This window comes from Streptomyces sp. SYP-A7185 (assembly GCF_046103685.1).
Classification (GTDB): Bacteria; Actinomycetota; Actinomycetes; order Streptomycetales; family Streptomycetaceae; genus Streptomyces.
The window spans coordinates 5425570-5439120 of sequence record NZ_CP122310.1 but is presented as its reverse complement, the minus strand read 5'-3'; the positions used below and the strand labels follow the sequence as shown (position 1 = coordinate 5439120).

Here is a 13551-nt window from a genome sequence, read left to right as displayed (position 1 = left end):
GCGCGCGCCGCGGGGGAAGACAACCCCATGCCCAGCCGGACCATCACCGTGCACCACGTCCGCGCCATGCTGCACGGCGCCGACCGCCGCGGGATCGACACCGTCCCGCTGCTCCGTACCGCCCAGATCCCCCCGCTCCTGCTCGGCGACGACCGGGCCCGGATCACCGAGGTCCAGTTCGCCCGCCTCTTCCGGGAGCTGTACCGCGCCACCGGCGACGAGTTCCTCGGGCTCGGGGCGGCCGTCAGCAGGCCCGGCACCTTCGCGATGATGTGCCACGCGTCCCTCGGCTGCCGGGACCTCGGCGCCGCCGTCGAGCGGGCCGTCACCTTCTACGGGCTGTTCCCCGGCGGACCCGACCTCACGCTGGAGCACGGCAGCGCGGGCAGCGCCGTCTTCGCCGTACGCAACGACCTCGAACGGGACTACTTCCTCGCCGAGTGCCTCGTCATCATCTGGCACCGCCTGTGCAGCTGGCTGATCGGGCGCCGCATCCCGCTGCACTGGGCCGAGTTCGGCCATCCGCCGCCCCCGCACAAGGACGAGTACGGCCACCTCTTCGGCTGCCCGGTCCGCTTCGGGGCGGCCCGCACCGGTGCGGGGTTCGACGCGCGCTGGCTGGCCGCGCCGCTGATCCGGGACGAGGCGGCACTTGAGGCGATGCTGCACCGCGCCCCGTTCGACCTCCTCTCCCGGCGCGAGTACGGCACGACGGTCGCCGAGCAGGTGCGGCGCGCGCTCGCCCGCGCCCTGCGCACCTCGCCCCGGCTGCCGTCCCTGGTCGAGATCGCCGCGCGCCTGGCGGTGAGCCCCGCGACGCTGCGCCGCCGCCTGGCCCAGGAGTCCACCTCGTACCAGCGGCTGAAGGACGCCGTGCGGCGGGACGCGGCGATCGCCGGTCTCGCCGAGGGCACGGAACCCATCGCCGACCTGGCGGCCCGCCTCGGCTTCTCCGAGGACACGGCCTTCCACCGGGCGTTCCGCCGGTGGACGGGGACGACGCCGGGGGCCTATCGGGTGGCGCATCCCTACGACGACTCGTGGGAGCCGGGGTCGGAGCTCGCCCGCGGCAGGACCCTGCGGTAGCGCCGCCCCGGGTCCCTGGTTTCCGGGCCTCCGGACGCGCGGAGTCAACAAAGGTGAGCGCTCCCGTCAGCGCGTAACCCGCTCGCGCGTCACTACCGTCAACGCCTGCACGGAGCACACAGAATGACGCCCCGGCACTGAGGACAGTGACCCCACCCACTGAGGACAGTTGGGAGAGCCGCATGCACGTTCGTTCCCGCGCTCGTACCCGCGCAAGAGCCCTGGCCGTGGTGGCCGCGCTCGGCCTGTCGGCCGTCACCCCGGTGACGGCGCAGGCCGCCCCCGCGGACGCCGCCGCACCCGGCGACATCGTCAGCTCCGCGCCCAGCAGCTTCCATCCCCTGCCGGGCCAGCCCACGAACACCAAGGCCTGGAAGATCAACTACCGGTCGATGACGGCGAAGGGCGAGCCGAACACCGTCTCCGGGACCGTCATCGTGCCGCAGGACGGCAGAAAGGGCCCTCGCCCCCTCGTCACGTACGCCGTCGGGACGATCGGCATGGGCGACCACTGCGCCCCGAGCGCCGGCTTCCCCAAGGGGACGACCCTCGAAGCCAACCTCATCCAGCAGCTCACCCTGCGGGGCTGGGCGGTGGCCGTGACGGACTACGAGGGGCTCGGCACCCCCGGCGACCACACCTACACGGTCGGCAGGGCCGAGGGACAGGCCATGCTCGACGCCGCCCGCGCCGCGATCCGCCTCCCGGAGGCGGGGCTCGGCACGGACACCCCGGTCGGCATCATGGGGTACTCGCAGGGCGGCCAGGCGTCGAGCTGGGCGGCCGAGCTGCACGGTTCGTACGCCCCCGACCTGAAGGTCAAGGGCACGGCGACCGGCGGGGTCCCCGGTGACCTGATGAAGGTAGCGGACTTCAACGACGGTTCGTACGGCTCGGGTCTGGTCTTCATGGCGGCGATCGGCCAGGACGCGGCCTTCCCCGAGCTGAAGCTCGACTCGTATCTGAACCCGGCGGGCAGGAAGCTGCTCGGCACGCTGCGCGACAGCTGCGTGGCGGACGGCGCGGTGCTCGGCTCCTTCAAGAAGATCACCGACATGACGGTGAAGAACCCCCTCGACCAGCCGGACTGGCAGCAGCGGCTGCGCGAGTCGTCGGTCGGCACACGGGCTCCGGACGCGCCCGTGTACCAGTACCACGTGATCACCGACGAGCTGATCCCGTACGGCGTGGGCAAGCAGGTCCGCAAGGACTGGTGCGCCAAGGGCGCGAACGTCGAGTGGCACACGGTCCCGCTCGGCGAGCACGTCTCCGGGGTCATCACGCAGTCCCCCCTGGCGGCGAACTGGCTCGCGGACCGCTTCGCGGGGAAGGCGGCACGGGGCAACTGCTGACCGCCCGCGCGCCCGCTCAGGCCTGCGTCCGCTCAGGGCTCAGGCCTGCGTCCGCTCAGGGCTCAGGCCTGCGTCCGCTCCACCGGGATCCAGAGCTCGGCCTCCGCGTGCGTCCCGTCGTCCGAGAGGCGGGTGCGCAGGATCTCGGGGCCGGGCCTGCTCTGGTACGGGTTCGACGGGAACCACTGCGTGAACACGTCCCGCCACAGGTACTGCAACGTGCGCGGGAACGGCCCCGCGCTCTCGAAGACGGCCCAGGTCCCGGCCGCGACGGGGAGCGCCTCCAGGTCGTCGGGGACGTCCGCGCCGCTCACCACCCCGTGGTAGTAGTCGAGTTCGGTCCCCTCCGCCCGGCTCTCCGCCAAGTCGTCGCTCACCGAGATGAGTCCCCGCGGCTCCTGGTCCGACAGGCTCTCGATGCGCCGCAGCGTCTCCTGCCCGATCCCCCGGATGAACTCGGCGATGTGCGGGTTCACGCCCTCGTGCACGAGCGGGACCCGCGCCTTCCTGCCGACGATGCGGAAGGCGTCCTTCTCCACGACCTTGTACTGCATGCTGCTGCTCCCTTCGACGATGAGGCGGAAGGACATCCGTGGCTGGGACCGCAGCGTCGCGCCGCCCCGCCTGGCCTCGCCGGGTCCGACCCCGTGCATGGCGCGGAACGCCCGCGCGAACGCCTCGCCGGACGAGTAGCCGTACCGCACGGCGATCTCCAGGAGCGTCCGCTCCCCGGCCAGGACCTCGGCGCCCGCGAGGGTCAGCCGCCTGCGCCGGACGTACTCCGACAGCGGCATCCCCGCGAGCGCGGAGAACAGCCGCCGGAAGTGGTACTCCGACGTCATCGCGGTCCGCGCCAGGGCGGCCACGTCGATCTGCGGATCGATCGGCGGGGCGATCGGCGGGTCGGCCTGTGGGACGGCCCCCTGGACCGCCCTCCGGTCCGTCCGCTGGTCCACCCTCCGGTCCGTCCGCTGATCCGTCCGCTGGCCGAGATGGGCCTCGATGTGGTCCATGGCCTGGTTCAAGCGCTCCAGCACCCCGGCCTCCTTCCCTTTCGTTCACCGACGTTAGGAGGGAACCACCCTGCCGGACCCGACATCCTGTGCCCGGTTCGGTCGGGTCACCGGTGAGCCGTGCGGCGGGGCCGTGCGGCGAGGCGAGCGGTGGGGCGCGCCGCCTCCCGGGCGCCGGTCATGTACAGCTAAAGTTCCTTGGCCCCTCCCCACAGGGGCCACAGCACCGCCAACTCCCCCCACGTGCGCATCCCGTACGGCCGCACGTCCGTACGTGGTTCCATCGGAAAGGGAACGCCAGCCGTGTCTCAACGCCGTCCTCGCCGTCCTCTCAGGCCCGCAGCCGTCGCCTCCGCCGCCGCCGTCGTCGTCATGACCCTCGGGTTAACGGGCACCGCCCACGCCGCCGCGCCCGCCACCGCATCCGCCGCCGCCCACGCCGAGCGCGGCGCCGGCGACGACCCGGACCAGCCCGACAACCCCCTGTACGACGCTCCCGAGGGCTTTTACGTCACCTCCGGCCGCCAGTCCGTCTCCCTCTCCTGGGGCTCGCTCTCGGCCGCCACCAAGTACGAGGTGTACCGGGCCGAGGCCGAGGGGACCGAGCCGGACGAGGTGGGCCCGTACGCACTGCTCGCCACCGTGCCCACGCCTTCGTACGCCGACAGCGACGCCGACGCCGACGTCGCGTACGCCTACAAGATCCGCGCCCTGGACGACGCGGGGCATGTCTCGCCCTTCACCGAGCCTCTCCGCGGCACCCGTGACACGGTCGCGCCCTTCGCGCCGCGCGACCTCACCCGCACCTCCGAGGACGCGCGCGGGGTGACGCTGACCTGGCGCACCGGCGACTCGGACTCGGTGAAGTACGTGGTGTACCGCGCGGAATCCCCCAACGCCGCCCGCGTCAAGGTCGGTTCGACGACCTCCCTGACGCTGCGGGACACGAAGGGCGACCCGGGTCGCACGTACTTCTACGAGGTGCGGGGCGTCGACGCCGTCGGGAACGAATCCGCACCGTCGAACAGCGTCAGCGGAACCAGGACCGTCACCGACGCGACCGTGCCCAAGGCGCCCGTCCTCGGCGACGCCCGACTCGTGGGCGACCGGCTGTCCTTGTCGTGGTCGCAGAGCCCGTACGTGCCGATCTCCTCCTACACCGTCTACCGCTCCAAGAGTTCCACGGTCGACGTCACCGACCCGGCCAACCGCGTGGCGACCGTGACGCGCACCGAGTACACCGCCACGGTGGGCGAGGACGAGGGCGAGCGGGACTACTACTACGCCGTCGTGGCCACCACCGCGCACGAGGTCTCCTCGGCCCCGTCCGCATCGGTCAAGCCGGCGTACTCCCAGCCCCGGCCGCCGGGCGCCACGCAGGTCTACGACATCACGGCGGGTGCGGGCACCGTGCGGCTCAGCTGGTACGGCGTCCCGTACGGCAGCGACGAGTCGCCCGTGACCGGCTACCGCGTCTACCGCTCGGCGCAGCCCGGCGTCACCAAGGAGAACGCCGAGGTCAGCCACGCCACGAGCGACACACAGTTCGTGGACCGCGGTCTGACGGGCGGCACGAAGTACTACTACGCCGTCGCGACGGTGAACGAGGACGGCCTGGAGTCCGCCCTCTCCCCCGAGGTGTCGGCCACGCCGACCTCCTGACGGGGCCGGGTGTGTGCGGGGGGCCGCCGGCGCGGCTAGCGCGGCTCCCCGTACCAGCGCCAGGACGTACGCCGCTGCCGGCCCGGCAGCTCGGCCCGTCCCGTCGCCCACAGCAGCGTGGTCCAGGGGTCGTCGCCCGTGGCGACGTCGGGGAACAGGCGGCGCAGCACCCGGCCGCACACGTCGGCGGGCGGGGTCCACGCAAGCCCCAGCCCCTCGGCCAAGTCGTGCGTGTGGACGAGGACTTCGACGACCCCCATGGCCGCGAACCCCTCCGGGTCCGAGACCCCGAAGCCGTGGTACGAGCGGGTCGCCGGGGGCGCCGTCCGCACCATGGCGATCAGCAGGGCCCCGCTCGCCTCCAGGACCTGGAGCAGCCCGGCGGGTCCCGCGGCCCGGTCGGCGTGGATGGCGTTGGCGGGTCCGCCGGGCCTGCGGGGCTCCCAGACGAAGGGGACCTCGCCGGTCAAGGGCGGCTGCTTCGGACCGAGTTGGGCGGCGTACGCGAAGAGGTCGTCGGCGAGGTGCTCCACGGTCTCCCAGCAGTCCCACTCCAGTGTCCCCGCCTTGCCCTCCCAGGCGGCCGGGGGCGCCTCGCGGAGGGCGGCGAGGGCGAGCTGGAGGGCCCGGTCGAGGTCGTCGGGGGTGACGGGGCCGGGGGCGGGGGCGGGGGCGTCTTGTTCGGCTTGTCGGCGCATCCGGGAACGGTAGCCGGGTCCGGGGCGGGCCTCATCGGGTTTTCCGCCGGGTGGGGCGGGAGGCACGGCTCCTCGGGCCCCCCGCCTCACTTCCGTCCGTCCCTCGGCAGCAGCCATGCCGCCAGTGCCGCCGTCGCGCACAGCAGCAGGCCCACCGCGAGGAGGGCTTCCCTCATGCCGGTGACGGAGAAGCCGGTGGCGCCGTCGGACACCAGGAGCGCGCCGAACAGGGCCACGGACATCGCGCCGCCCGTCTGGCGCAGGGAGTTGAGCAGGCCGGAGGCCGTGCCCGCGCGCTCGGCAGGTACGGCGTCCATCAGCAGGGCCGTCAGCGCGGGGACCGCGAACGCGCCGCCCATGCCGGTGGGGACGAGCAGGACGAGGACCAGCCAGAGCGGGGTGTGGGCGCCCAGCGGCAGCAGCACGAACATCGCCAGGGCCAGCACCGCCTGCCCGGCCACGATGACCCGGCAACGCCCGATCCGCTCCGCCATGCGCGGCGAGACGAGGTTCGTCGACGTGATGAGGACGGCCAGCGGCACGAACATCAGGCCCGCCGCGACGGCCGACATCCCGCGCAGCTGCTGGAAGTAGAGGCCCAGCAGGAAGACGACCCCGTAGAAGCCCGCGTTGACGGCGAAGCCGATCACCAGCGAGACGCCGACCTGCCGTTGCCGCAGCAGAGCGAGCGGGACCATGGGCGCGCCGTGCCGCTGCTCGGCGGCACGGAAAGCGAACCCGGCGGCGACGGCCAGGGCGGCGGCGCCGAGCACCGGGGCGCTGGTCCACCCCAGGTGACCGCCCTCGATCACGGCGAACGCGAGGCCCGCGAGGGCGAGTACGGCGGTGACCTGACCGACGAGGTCCAGAGGCGCCGGGCGCTTCGGGGAGGGGGCGGTGCGGGCGAGGAGGGCGAGGATCACGGCCCCGATGGGCAGGTTGAGGAGGAAGACCGCACGCCAGCCGGCCGCTTCGGTGAGCAGACCGCCGAGTACGGGCCCGGCGGCCATCGCGACGGAGCCGCCGACCGTCCACAGCGCGATGGCGCGCGCACGTCGCCTCGGGTCGTCGTAGGCCTGCCGGATCAGCGCGAGCGAGGCGGGCATGACGATGGCCGCGGCCCCGCCCTGCGCCGTACGGGCCGCGATCAGGGCGCCGATGCCGGGGGCCAGCGCGCAGGCCAGCGAGGCGAGGGTGAACAGGCCCACGCCCCAGGCGTACGCGCGCCGGGCTCCCGCCCGGTCGGCCAGGGCGCCCGCGGAGAGCATGAGGGCGGCGAACATCAGCGTGTACGCGTCGACGACCCATTGCAGGCCGGCCATGCCGCCGTGCAGGGAGGACCGGATGTCGGGCAGCGCGATGTTCACGGCGGACACGTCGACGGTGATGACGGTGAAGCCGAGGAGCGAGGCCAGGAGGGGCGCGAGGGCCGGGGAGCGGCGGGGGCCGGGGCGGGTGACGGTGGGGGTGGGGGTGGGGGTGGCTGGGGCGGTGAGGACAGCGGGGGCCGTGGAGACGGCGGGGGCTGGGGCGGCCGAGGTCGGCATGGGCGGGGCTCCTGGGGCGGGGGCGGTCAGGCAGGTAGGCAGGCAGGTGAGTGGGAGGGCTCAAGACTCCCGCCGCCCGGCCGCCCCCGGCAGACCGCGCCGTTCCTGGTCCTGACACACCCCCCCACGCCCCTCGTCCGCCGGGGACAATGGGCGGATGCCAGCACCACCAGAGGGAACAGAGCTCGGCCGGTACCTGCGCGCGAGGCGGGCGCAGGTCAGCCCCACCGACGCCGGGCTGCCCCCGGGCACCGGCCTCCGCCGCACCCCCGGGCTGCGCCGGGAGGAACTCGCCACCCTCGCCGGAGTCAGCGTCGACTACTACACGCGCCTGGAGCGGGGCCGCGAGACGAACCCTTCCCCCTCCGTGGTCGACGCCCTGGCCCGCGCCCTGCGGCTGAGCGGCGATGCCCACGAGCGGCTGCACGACCTCGCGGAGCTCGCGTCGGGCCGCCTCACCGAGCCCCGCCCCACCACCGACCGCACGGTCCGCGACTCCATCCTGCGGATGCTGGAGGCCCTGCGCCCGCTGCCCGCGTACGTGGTCAGCCGTCACAACGACCTGCTGGCCGCCAACCCGCCGGGCCGCAACCTCCTCCCCGGCATCTGGGACTGGCCCCCGGAGAAGCGCAACATCACGCGCTATCTCTTCCTGCACCCCGTGGGCCGCGCCCTCTACGTGCCGTGGGAGGAGACCGTCGCCAACTCGGTGGCGCATCTGCGCGCGGTCGGCGGCCTCGACACGGACTCGCCCGAGCTGGCCGCTCTGGTGGGCGAACTCCTCTTGAAGTCACCGGACTTCGCGCGCCTGTGGGAACGGTACGACGTGAAGGAGCGGGGCGGCGGCCTCAAGACCTTCGCGCATCCCAAGGTCGGCACGATGACCCTCACGTACGAGACCATGCAGCTCGCCCGGACGGGCGGTCAGCGTCTGGTCACCTACCAGGCGCCGGTCGGCACCGAGACCGAGGAAGCGATGCTGCGCCTGGACACGGCGGCCCGCGCGGGCACCCACCCCGGCCGCTGAGCCCTCGGTCCTCAGCCCTAGGTCATCAGCCCTCAGCGCCCCCCTCAGCCCTCCGCCCTCAGTCCTCCTCCTCGACCCCGCACGAGCTGCCGTTCTTCGGCATCTCGCCGTACAGCAGGAAGCCGTCCACCTTGGACCGCACGCACTTGGAGCCGGCGTAACCGGTGTGTCCGTCGCCCTTGTTGTCCAGGACGACCGCCGCCGAGCCGAGCCGCTTCGCGGTCTCCTCGGTCCAGCGGTAGGGCGTGGCCGGGTCGCCGCGGGTGCCGACGAGGAGGAAGTCGGGGCTCTTCACGTCGCGCACGTCGTCGCGGATGTAGTCCGTGCCGGGGGGCCGGCCGTAGCAGAACAGCACCGGCATCAGCATCGACCGGCCGAAGATGGCGGACGTCGACTCGAACTCCTCCTGGAGCTTGCCGACCTCCTTCTCCAGGCTGTCGGCGTCGGGCCGGTCCGGGTCGTCCGCGCAGTTCACGGCCATGAGCGCGGCGGCCATGTTGTCGGCGGGGACGTCCGCGGGCGCCCGCCCGGGCACCTTGCCAGTCCCGGAGAGGCCGTCGGTCGGGGGCTGCTGGGCCAGCGAGCCGCTCATCCGCAGCAGCGCCCTCGGGTCCCCGTCCGCGAGCAGCGCGCCCAGCGCCTGGGAGAGCGCGGGCCACGACTGCCTGCTGTAGAGCGCCTGGCCCAGTACGTCCACGACGTCCTGGCCGGTGAACTCCGCGCCGTCCGAGGACTGGAGCGGATACGTGTCCAGGCCCTTGACCAGTTCGGCCATGTTGCCGCGGGCCGCACGCGCGTCGGTGCCGAGCACGCACCCCGCGTTGTCCGTGCACCAGTCGATGAAGTTGTCGAGGGCGGTCTGCCGTCCCTCGGCGCTGACCAGGGCCTGTTCGGCGACGTCCTCGGTCAGCGTGTCCACGCCGTCGAGGACCATCCGGCCGACGTTCCCGGGAAACTGCGCGGTGTAGACGGCGCCGAGCCGCGTCCCGTACGAGAAGCCCAGGTAGTTGAGCTTCTTGTCGCCGAGCACCGCGCGCATGACGTCCATGTCCCGCGAGACGTTGACGGTCCCCACGTACGGCAGGACGGGGCCCGACTTCTTCTTGCACTCCTCGGATATCTTGCGCATCTCGTCGAGGACCGCGCCGGGGTCGTCGGAGTCCCCTTCCATCTCCGGCTCCTGCGCGCCCGCGTCTCCGCAGCTCACGGGTGAACTCTCGCCCACGCCACGGGGGTCGAAGGAGACGACGTCGTACCCCTTGCCGAGGTACTCGAACTCCTTCTGCGCGGCGAGCAGTCCGGACACGCCCGCGCCGCCGGGGCCCCCGAAGTTCAGGAGGAGCGAGCCGCGGGGCTTGCCGCTGGACTTGATGCGGATCATGGCCACCTCGACCTTGCCGCGGTCCGGTCGGGCGTAGTCGAGCGGGACGGTGATCTTGCCGCACCGGATGTTCTTGTCCTTGGGCACGGAGGTGGCGTCGGGGTCGGACATGAGGCCCGCCCCGTCGCCCTCACAGGCCGCCCACTTGATCTTCTGGGAGTAGTACCGGGAGAGGTCGGGCGAGGGTGCGGGCGAAGGCGAGGAGTCCCGCGACGGCTCGGCCGCAGCCGGTCCGGCAGCCGCGCTCACGCCCGGCAGCCAGGCTCCTGTCCCCATGACGGCCAGCGCTGTCACGCCGGCGAGTGCCACAGCTCCACGCACGGCAACCTCCCTGGGTCTGCCCCTCGATCACCCTAAGCGCGGGGCAGCGCCCCCGCCCGTTCAGGTGACAGTGCGTGACGCCCGCTACCCTGCGTGCCCGGCCGATGTCACTTTCCGTGCCCGTACAGCCCGGCGATCTCCGCCGCGAAATCCCGCTCGACGGCGTCCCGCTTCAGCTTCAGGGAGGGGGTGAGATGGCCGCTCTCCTCGGTGAAGTCCACGGGCAGCACGGCGAACCGCCGGATCGACTCGGCCCGTGAGACGAGCTTGTTGGCCTCGTCGACGGCGCGCTGCAAGGTCTCGTGCAGCTCGGCGTCGTCCACGAGACCGGCCGGGCCGGTGTACGTCTTCTTCTTCATGCGGCACCAGTGCGCGATGCCGTCCGCCTCCAGCGTGAGCAGGGCGGTGATGTAGGGCCGGTCGTCCCCGACGACCATGCACTGGCCGACCAGCGGGTGGGCCCGCAGCCAGTCCTCCAGCGGGGCCGGAGCGACGTTCTTGCCGCCGGTGGTGATGAGGATGTCCTTCTTGCGGCCGGTGATGGAGAGATAGCCGTCGGCGTCCAGGGTGCCGATGTCCCCGGTCGCGAACCACTCCCCCTGCGAGGCCACCGGACGCCCGGCCTGTCCGTCCCAGTACCCGCCGAAGACCTGGCCCCCGGCGAGCAGCACCTCGCCGTCGTCCGCGATCCGCACGCGCGTGCCCGGCAGCGGCCAGCCCACCGTGCCGAGGCGCGGCTTCAGCGGCGGGGTCACGGTCGCCGCCGCGGTGGTCTCGGTGAGGCCGTACCCCTCGAAGATCTCGATGCCGGCCCCCGCGTAGAAGGCGGCGAGGCGGCGGCCCAGCGGGGAGCCGCCGCAGATCGCGTACCGCACCTTGCCGCCGAGGGCCGCGCGGATCCGCCGGTAGACGAGCGGGTCGTAGAGCGCGCGGGCCAGCCGCAGCCCGAACGCCGGGCCGGGCCCGGTGCCGTGCTGCCGCGCCTCGACCGCCTCGCCGTAGCGGACGGCGATACGGGCCGCGCGGTCGAAGGAGGACGCGCGGCCCATCTTCTCCGCGGTCGCGCGCCCGGTGTTGAACACCTTCTCCAGGACGTACGGAATGGCGAGCAGGAAGGTGGGCCGGAAGCCGCTCAGATCCGCGAGCAGGTCCTCGGTCTGGATGCTGGGCGCGTGCCCGAGGCGGACCCGCGCCCGCAGGCAGCCGACGGCGACCATGCGCCCGAAGACGTGGGAGAGCGGCAGGAAGAGGAGCGTGGAGGCGGGCTCCTTGCTCACGGACTTGAAGACGGGGTGGAGCAGCTCGATGGCGTTGTCGACCTCGGCGAAGAAGTTGCCGTGGGTCAGGACACAGCCCTTGGGCCGCCCGGTGGTGCCGGAGGTGTAGATGAGCGTGGCCACGGAGTCGGGGCCCGCCTCGGCCCGCCGCCCCTCGACTTCCGCGTCGGAGATCCCCGCCTGCCGCCCCAGCTCGGCGAGCCGCCGTACGTCCCCCTTCTCGAAGGCCCACAGGTGCTCCAGGTCGGGCATCCGGTCCCGCTCCGGGCCGAGCGAGGCGGCGAGTGCCGAGGTCTCCACGGCGAGCGCGACGGCGCCGGAGTCCTGGAGTATCCACCGGGTCTGGTAGGCGGAGGAGGTCGGATAGACCGGCACGGTGACGAGCCCGGCCGCCCAGCCAGCGAAGTCGAGGAGCGTCCACTCGTACGTCGTGCGCGCCATGATGGCGAGCCGGTCCCCCGGGGTGAGCCCTTCGGCTATCAGCCCCTTGGCGACGGCGAGCACGTCGTCGGCGAACTCGGCGGCGGTCACGTCCCGCCACCGCCCGTCCGCGCCCTTGCGGGAGAGCACGGCTTCGGCGGGGGCCTCACGGGCGTTGTCGAAGGGGATGTCGGCGAGGGACCCGCTGCGGACGGCGGGGGCGAGCGGCGGCACGGAGACTTCGCGTACGGCCCCGTCGAGGTGGCGCAAGTGGGGCTCTACGAGCGCGGGCTGCGGGGAGGCGGGTGACATGGGTGGCGGCTCCTTGTCGGGCGGGGAGGGGCGGAGTCGGGGGCGAGGGGGCGAGGGGGGCGGTGCGGCGGGCGAGAGGCGCCCGGGGGCCGAGGGGTACGGGGGCCGAGGGGTACTGGGGCCGAGGGGTACGGCGGGAGCTGCCGGGGGAGGCGGCTTCGGATCAGTCCCGTTCCAGGATCGCCGTCACCCCCTGGCCGCCCGCCGCGCAGACGGAGATCAGCCCGCGCCCCGGAGCGCCCCGCTCGGCGAGCAGCTTCGCCAGGGTGGCGACGATCCGCGCGCCGGTGGCGGCGAAGGGGTGGCCGGTGGCGAGCGAGGACCCGGCGACGTTGAGCCGGTCCCGGTCCACGACCCCGAGCCCCCGCTTCTCCCAGGCGGCGAGCGTGGCGAGGACCTGCGAGGCGAACGCCTCGTGGATCTCGACGAAGTCGAAGTCCGCGAGCCCGAGCCCGGCCCGCTCCAGCATCCGGGGCACGGCGTGGGCGGGCGCCATCAGGAGCCCGTCCTCGCCGTCGGCGACATCACCCCCGACGAAGTCGACGGCGGCGGTCTCGTACGCGGTCAGGTAGGCCAGCGGTTCGAGTCCGCGCTCCTTGGCCCACTCGTCGCCGGCCAGCAGCGCGACGGCGGCGCCATCGGTCAGCGGGGTCGAGTTCCCGGCGGTCATGGTGGGGTTGGGCCCCTTGGTCCCGAAGACGGGCGACAGCTTCGCCAGCTTCTCGACGGTCGACCCGGGCCGCAGGTTCTGGTCCCGGTCAAGCCCCCGGAACGGCACGACGAGCCCGTCCAGGAGCCCCGTGTCGTACGCGGCCGCGAGCCGCTGGTGGCTGGTGGCGGCCAGTTCGTCCTGTGCCTCGCGCGTGATGCCCCACTTCTGGGCGGTGACGGCGGCGTGCTCGCCCATCGAAAGCCCGGTGCGGGGCTCGGCGTTGCGCGGGATGTCGGGCACGAGGTGCGAGGGCCGCACCCGGGCGAGCGCCTTCACGCGCTCCGCGGCCGACTTGGCGCGGCGGGCGGACAGGAGGATCTTCCGCACGGAGTCGTTGAGGCCGAGCGGGGCGTCGCTCGCGGTGTCGGCGCCGCCCGCCACGGCGGACTCCGTCTGCCCCAGGGTGATCTTGTTGGCGGCGGCGATGACGGCTTGCAGCCCGGTGCCGCAGGCCTGCTGGATGTCGTACGCGGGGGTGGTCGGCGCCAGGCGTGAGCCGAGGACGGTCTCGCGGGCGAGGTTGAAGTCCCGGCTGTGCTTGAGCACGGCGCCGGCGACGAACTCGCCCACGGCGCCCTCCCCCTCCAGGCCGTACCGCTCGACGAGTCCGTCGAGGGCGGCGGTGAGCATCTCCTGGTTGGACGCGGTCGCGTACGGACCGTCGGAGCGCGCGAAGGGGATGCGGCTGCCGCCGATGACCGCCACGCGGCGGGTGGTGGGCAGTTTCATGTCTCGACCAGCTC

Annotated in this window: 10 protein-coding genes; 4 read left to right on the top strand and 6 right to left on the bottom strand. The window is 73.4% G+C overall.

Annotated features, from left to right (window positions below; all coding sequences use genetic code 11):
* The first annotated feature begins 27 nt into the window (after positions 1 to 27).
* Positions 28 to 1086 (top strand): AraC family transcriptional regulator, encoded by a 1059-nt coding sequence (locus QBL25_RS23890; RefSeq protein WP_409059048.1) that lies wholly within the window; start codon positions 28 to 30, stop codon positions 1084 to 1086.
* 182 nt (positions 1087 to 1268) lie between these two features.
* On the top strand, positions 1269 to 2438 hold the full coding sequence (locus tag QBL25_RS23885; protein ID WP_409059047.1) for a lipase family protein: 1170 nt from the start codon (positions 1269 to 1271) through the stop codon (positions 2436 to 2438).
* A gap of 62 nt (positions 2439 to 2500) precedes the next feature.
* Here QBL25_RS23885 and QBL25_RS23880 read toward each other — a convergent pair whose 3' ends face one another.
* Complete coding sequence (locus QBL25_RS23880) at positions 2501 to 3475, bottom strand: GyrI-like domain-containing protein (RefSeq protein ID WP_409059046.1); 975 nt, start codon at positions 3473 to 3475, stop codon at positions 2501 to 2503.
* Between the two features lie 348 nt (positions 3476 to 3823).
* Here QBL25_RS23880 and QBL25_RS23875 point away from each other — a divergent pair, with 348 nt between their 5' ends.
* Positions 3824 to 5113 (top strand): fibronectin type III domain-containing protein, encoded by a 1290-nt coding sequence (locus tag QBL25_RS23875; protein WP_409059045.1) that lies wholly within the window; start codon positions 3824 to 3826, stop codon positions 5111 to 5113.
* Between the two features lie 35 nt (positions 5114 to 5148).
* Here the strand turns inward: QBL25_RS23875 and QBL25_RS23870 are convergent, their stop codons facing one another.
* Together QBL25_RS23870 and QBL25_RS23865 are read right to left on the bottom strand one after the other, a co-directional pair.
* Positions 5149 to 5811: a DinB family protein gene (locus tag QBL25_RS23870; RefSeq protein WP_409059044.1), complete on the bottom strand. Its 663-nt coding sequence runs from the start codon at positions 5809 to 5811 to the stop codon at positions 5149 to 5151.
* Between the two features lie 86 nt (positions 5812 to 5897).
* Positions 5898 to 7358, bottom strand: coding sequence for an MFS transporter (locus tag QBL25_RS23865; RefSeq protein WP_409059043.1), 1461 nt, complete (start codon positions 7356 to 7358; stop codon positions 5898 to 5900).
* Positions 7359 to 7515: 157 nt separating this feature from the next.
* On the opposite strand from QBL25_RS23865, the gene QBL25_RS23860 reads away from it, so the two are divergent.
* Entirely contained in the window at positions 7516 to 8385 is an 870-nt protein-coding gene (locus QBL25_RS23860; protein WP_409059042.1) for a helix-turn-helix transcriptional regulator, read from the top strand.
* A 58-nt stretch (positions 8386 to 8443) separates the two neighbouring features.
* On the opposite strand, the gene QBL25_RS23855 is transcribed toward QBL25_RS23860, so the two are convergent.
* The 3 genes from QBL25_RS23855 to QBL25_RS23845 form a co-directional block, all read right to left on the bottom strand.
* On the bottom strand, positions 8444 to 10087 hold the full coding sequence (locus QBL25_RS23855) for an alpha/beta hydrolase (RefSeq protein ID WP_409059041.1): 1644 nt from the start codon (positions 10085 to 10087) through the stop codon (positions 8444 to 8446).
* Positions 10088 to 10194: 107 nt separating this feature from the next.
* A complete protein-coding gene (locus tag QBL25_RS23850; RefSeq protein ID WP_409059040.1) occupies positions 10195 to 12096 on the bottom strand; it encodes an AMP-dependent synthetase/ligase in 1902 nt (633 codons plus the stop codon).
* A 163-nt stretch (positions 12097 to 12259) separates the two neighbouring features.
* Positions 12260 to 13537, bottom strand: a complete 1278-nt coding sequence (locus QBL25_RS23845) for an acetyl-CoA C-acetyltransferase (RefSeq protein ID WP_409059039.1) — start codon at positions 13535 to 13537, stop codon at positions 12260 to 12262.
* Positions 13538 to 13551 lie beyond the last annotated feature (14 nt).

Excerpts from the sequence above, each read along its gene's own strand:
- QBL25_RS23875 (WP_409059045.1), top strand. The coding sequence starts at position 3,824 with ATGACCCTCGGGTTAACGGGCACCGCCCACGCCGCCGCGCCCGCCACC.
- QBL25_RS23890 (WP_409059048.1), top strand. The coding sequence starts at position 28 with ATGCCCAGCCGGACCATCACCGTGCACCACGTCCGCGCCATGCTGCAC.
- QBL25_RS23845 (WP_409059039.1), bottom strand. The coding sequence starts at position 13,537 with ATGAAACTGCCCACCACCCGCCGCGTGGCGGTCATCGGCGGCAGCCGC.
- QBL25_RS23870 (WP_409059044.1), bottom strand. The coding sequence starts at position 5,811 with ATGCGCCGACAAGCCGAACAAGACGCCCCCGCCCCCGCCCCCGGCCCC.
- QBL25_RS23885 (WP_409059047.1), top strand. The coding sequence starts at position 1,269 with ATGCACGTTCGTTCCCGCGCTCGTACCCGCGCAAGAGCCCTGGCCGTG.
- QBL25_RS23865 (WP_409059043.1), bottom strand. The coding sequence starts at position 7,358 with ATGCCGACCTCGGCCGCCCCAGCCCCCGCCGTCTCCACGGCCCCCGCT.
- QBL25_RS23860 (WP_409059042.1), top strand. The coding sequence starts at position 7,516 with ATGCCAGCACCACCAGAGGGAACAGAGCTCGGCCGGTACCTGCGCGCG.
- QBL25_RS23850 (WP_409059040.1), bottom strand. The coding sequence starts at position 12,096 with ATGTCACCCGCCTCCCCGCAGCCCGCGCTCGTAGAGCCCCACTTGCGC.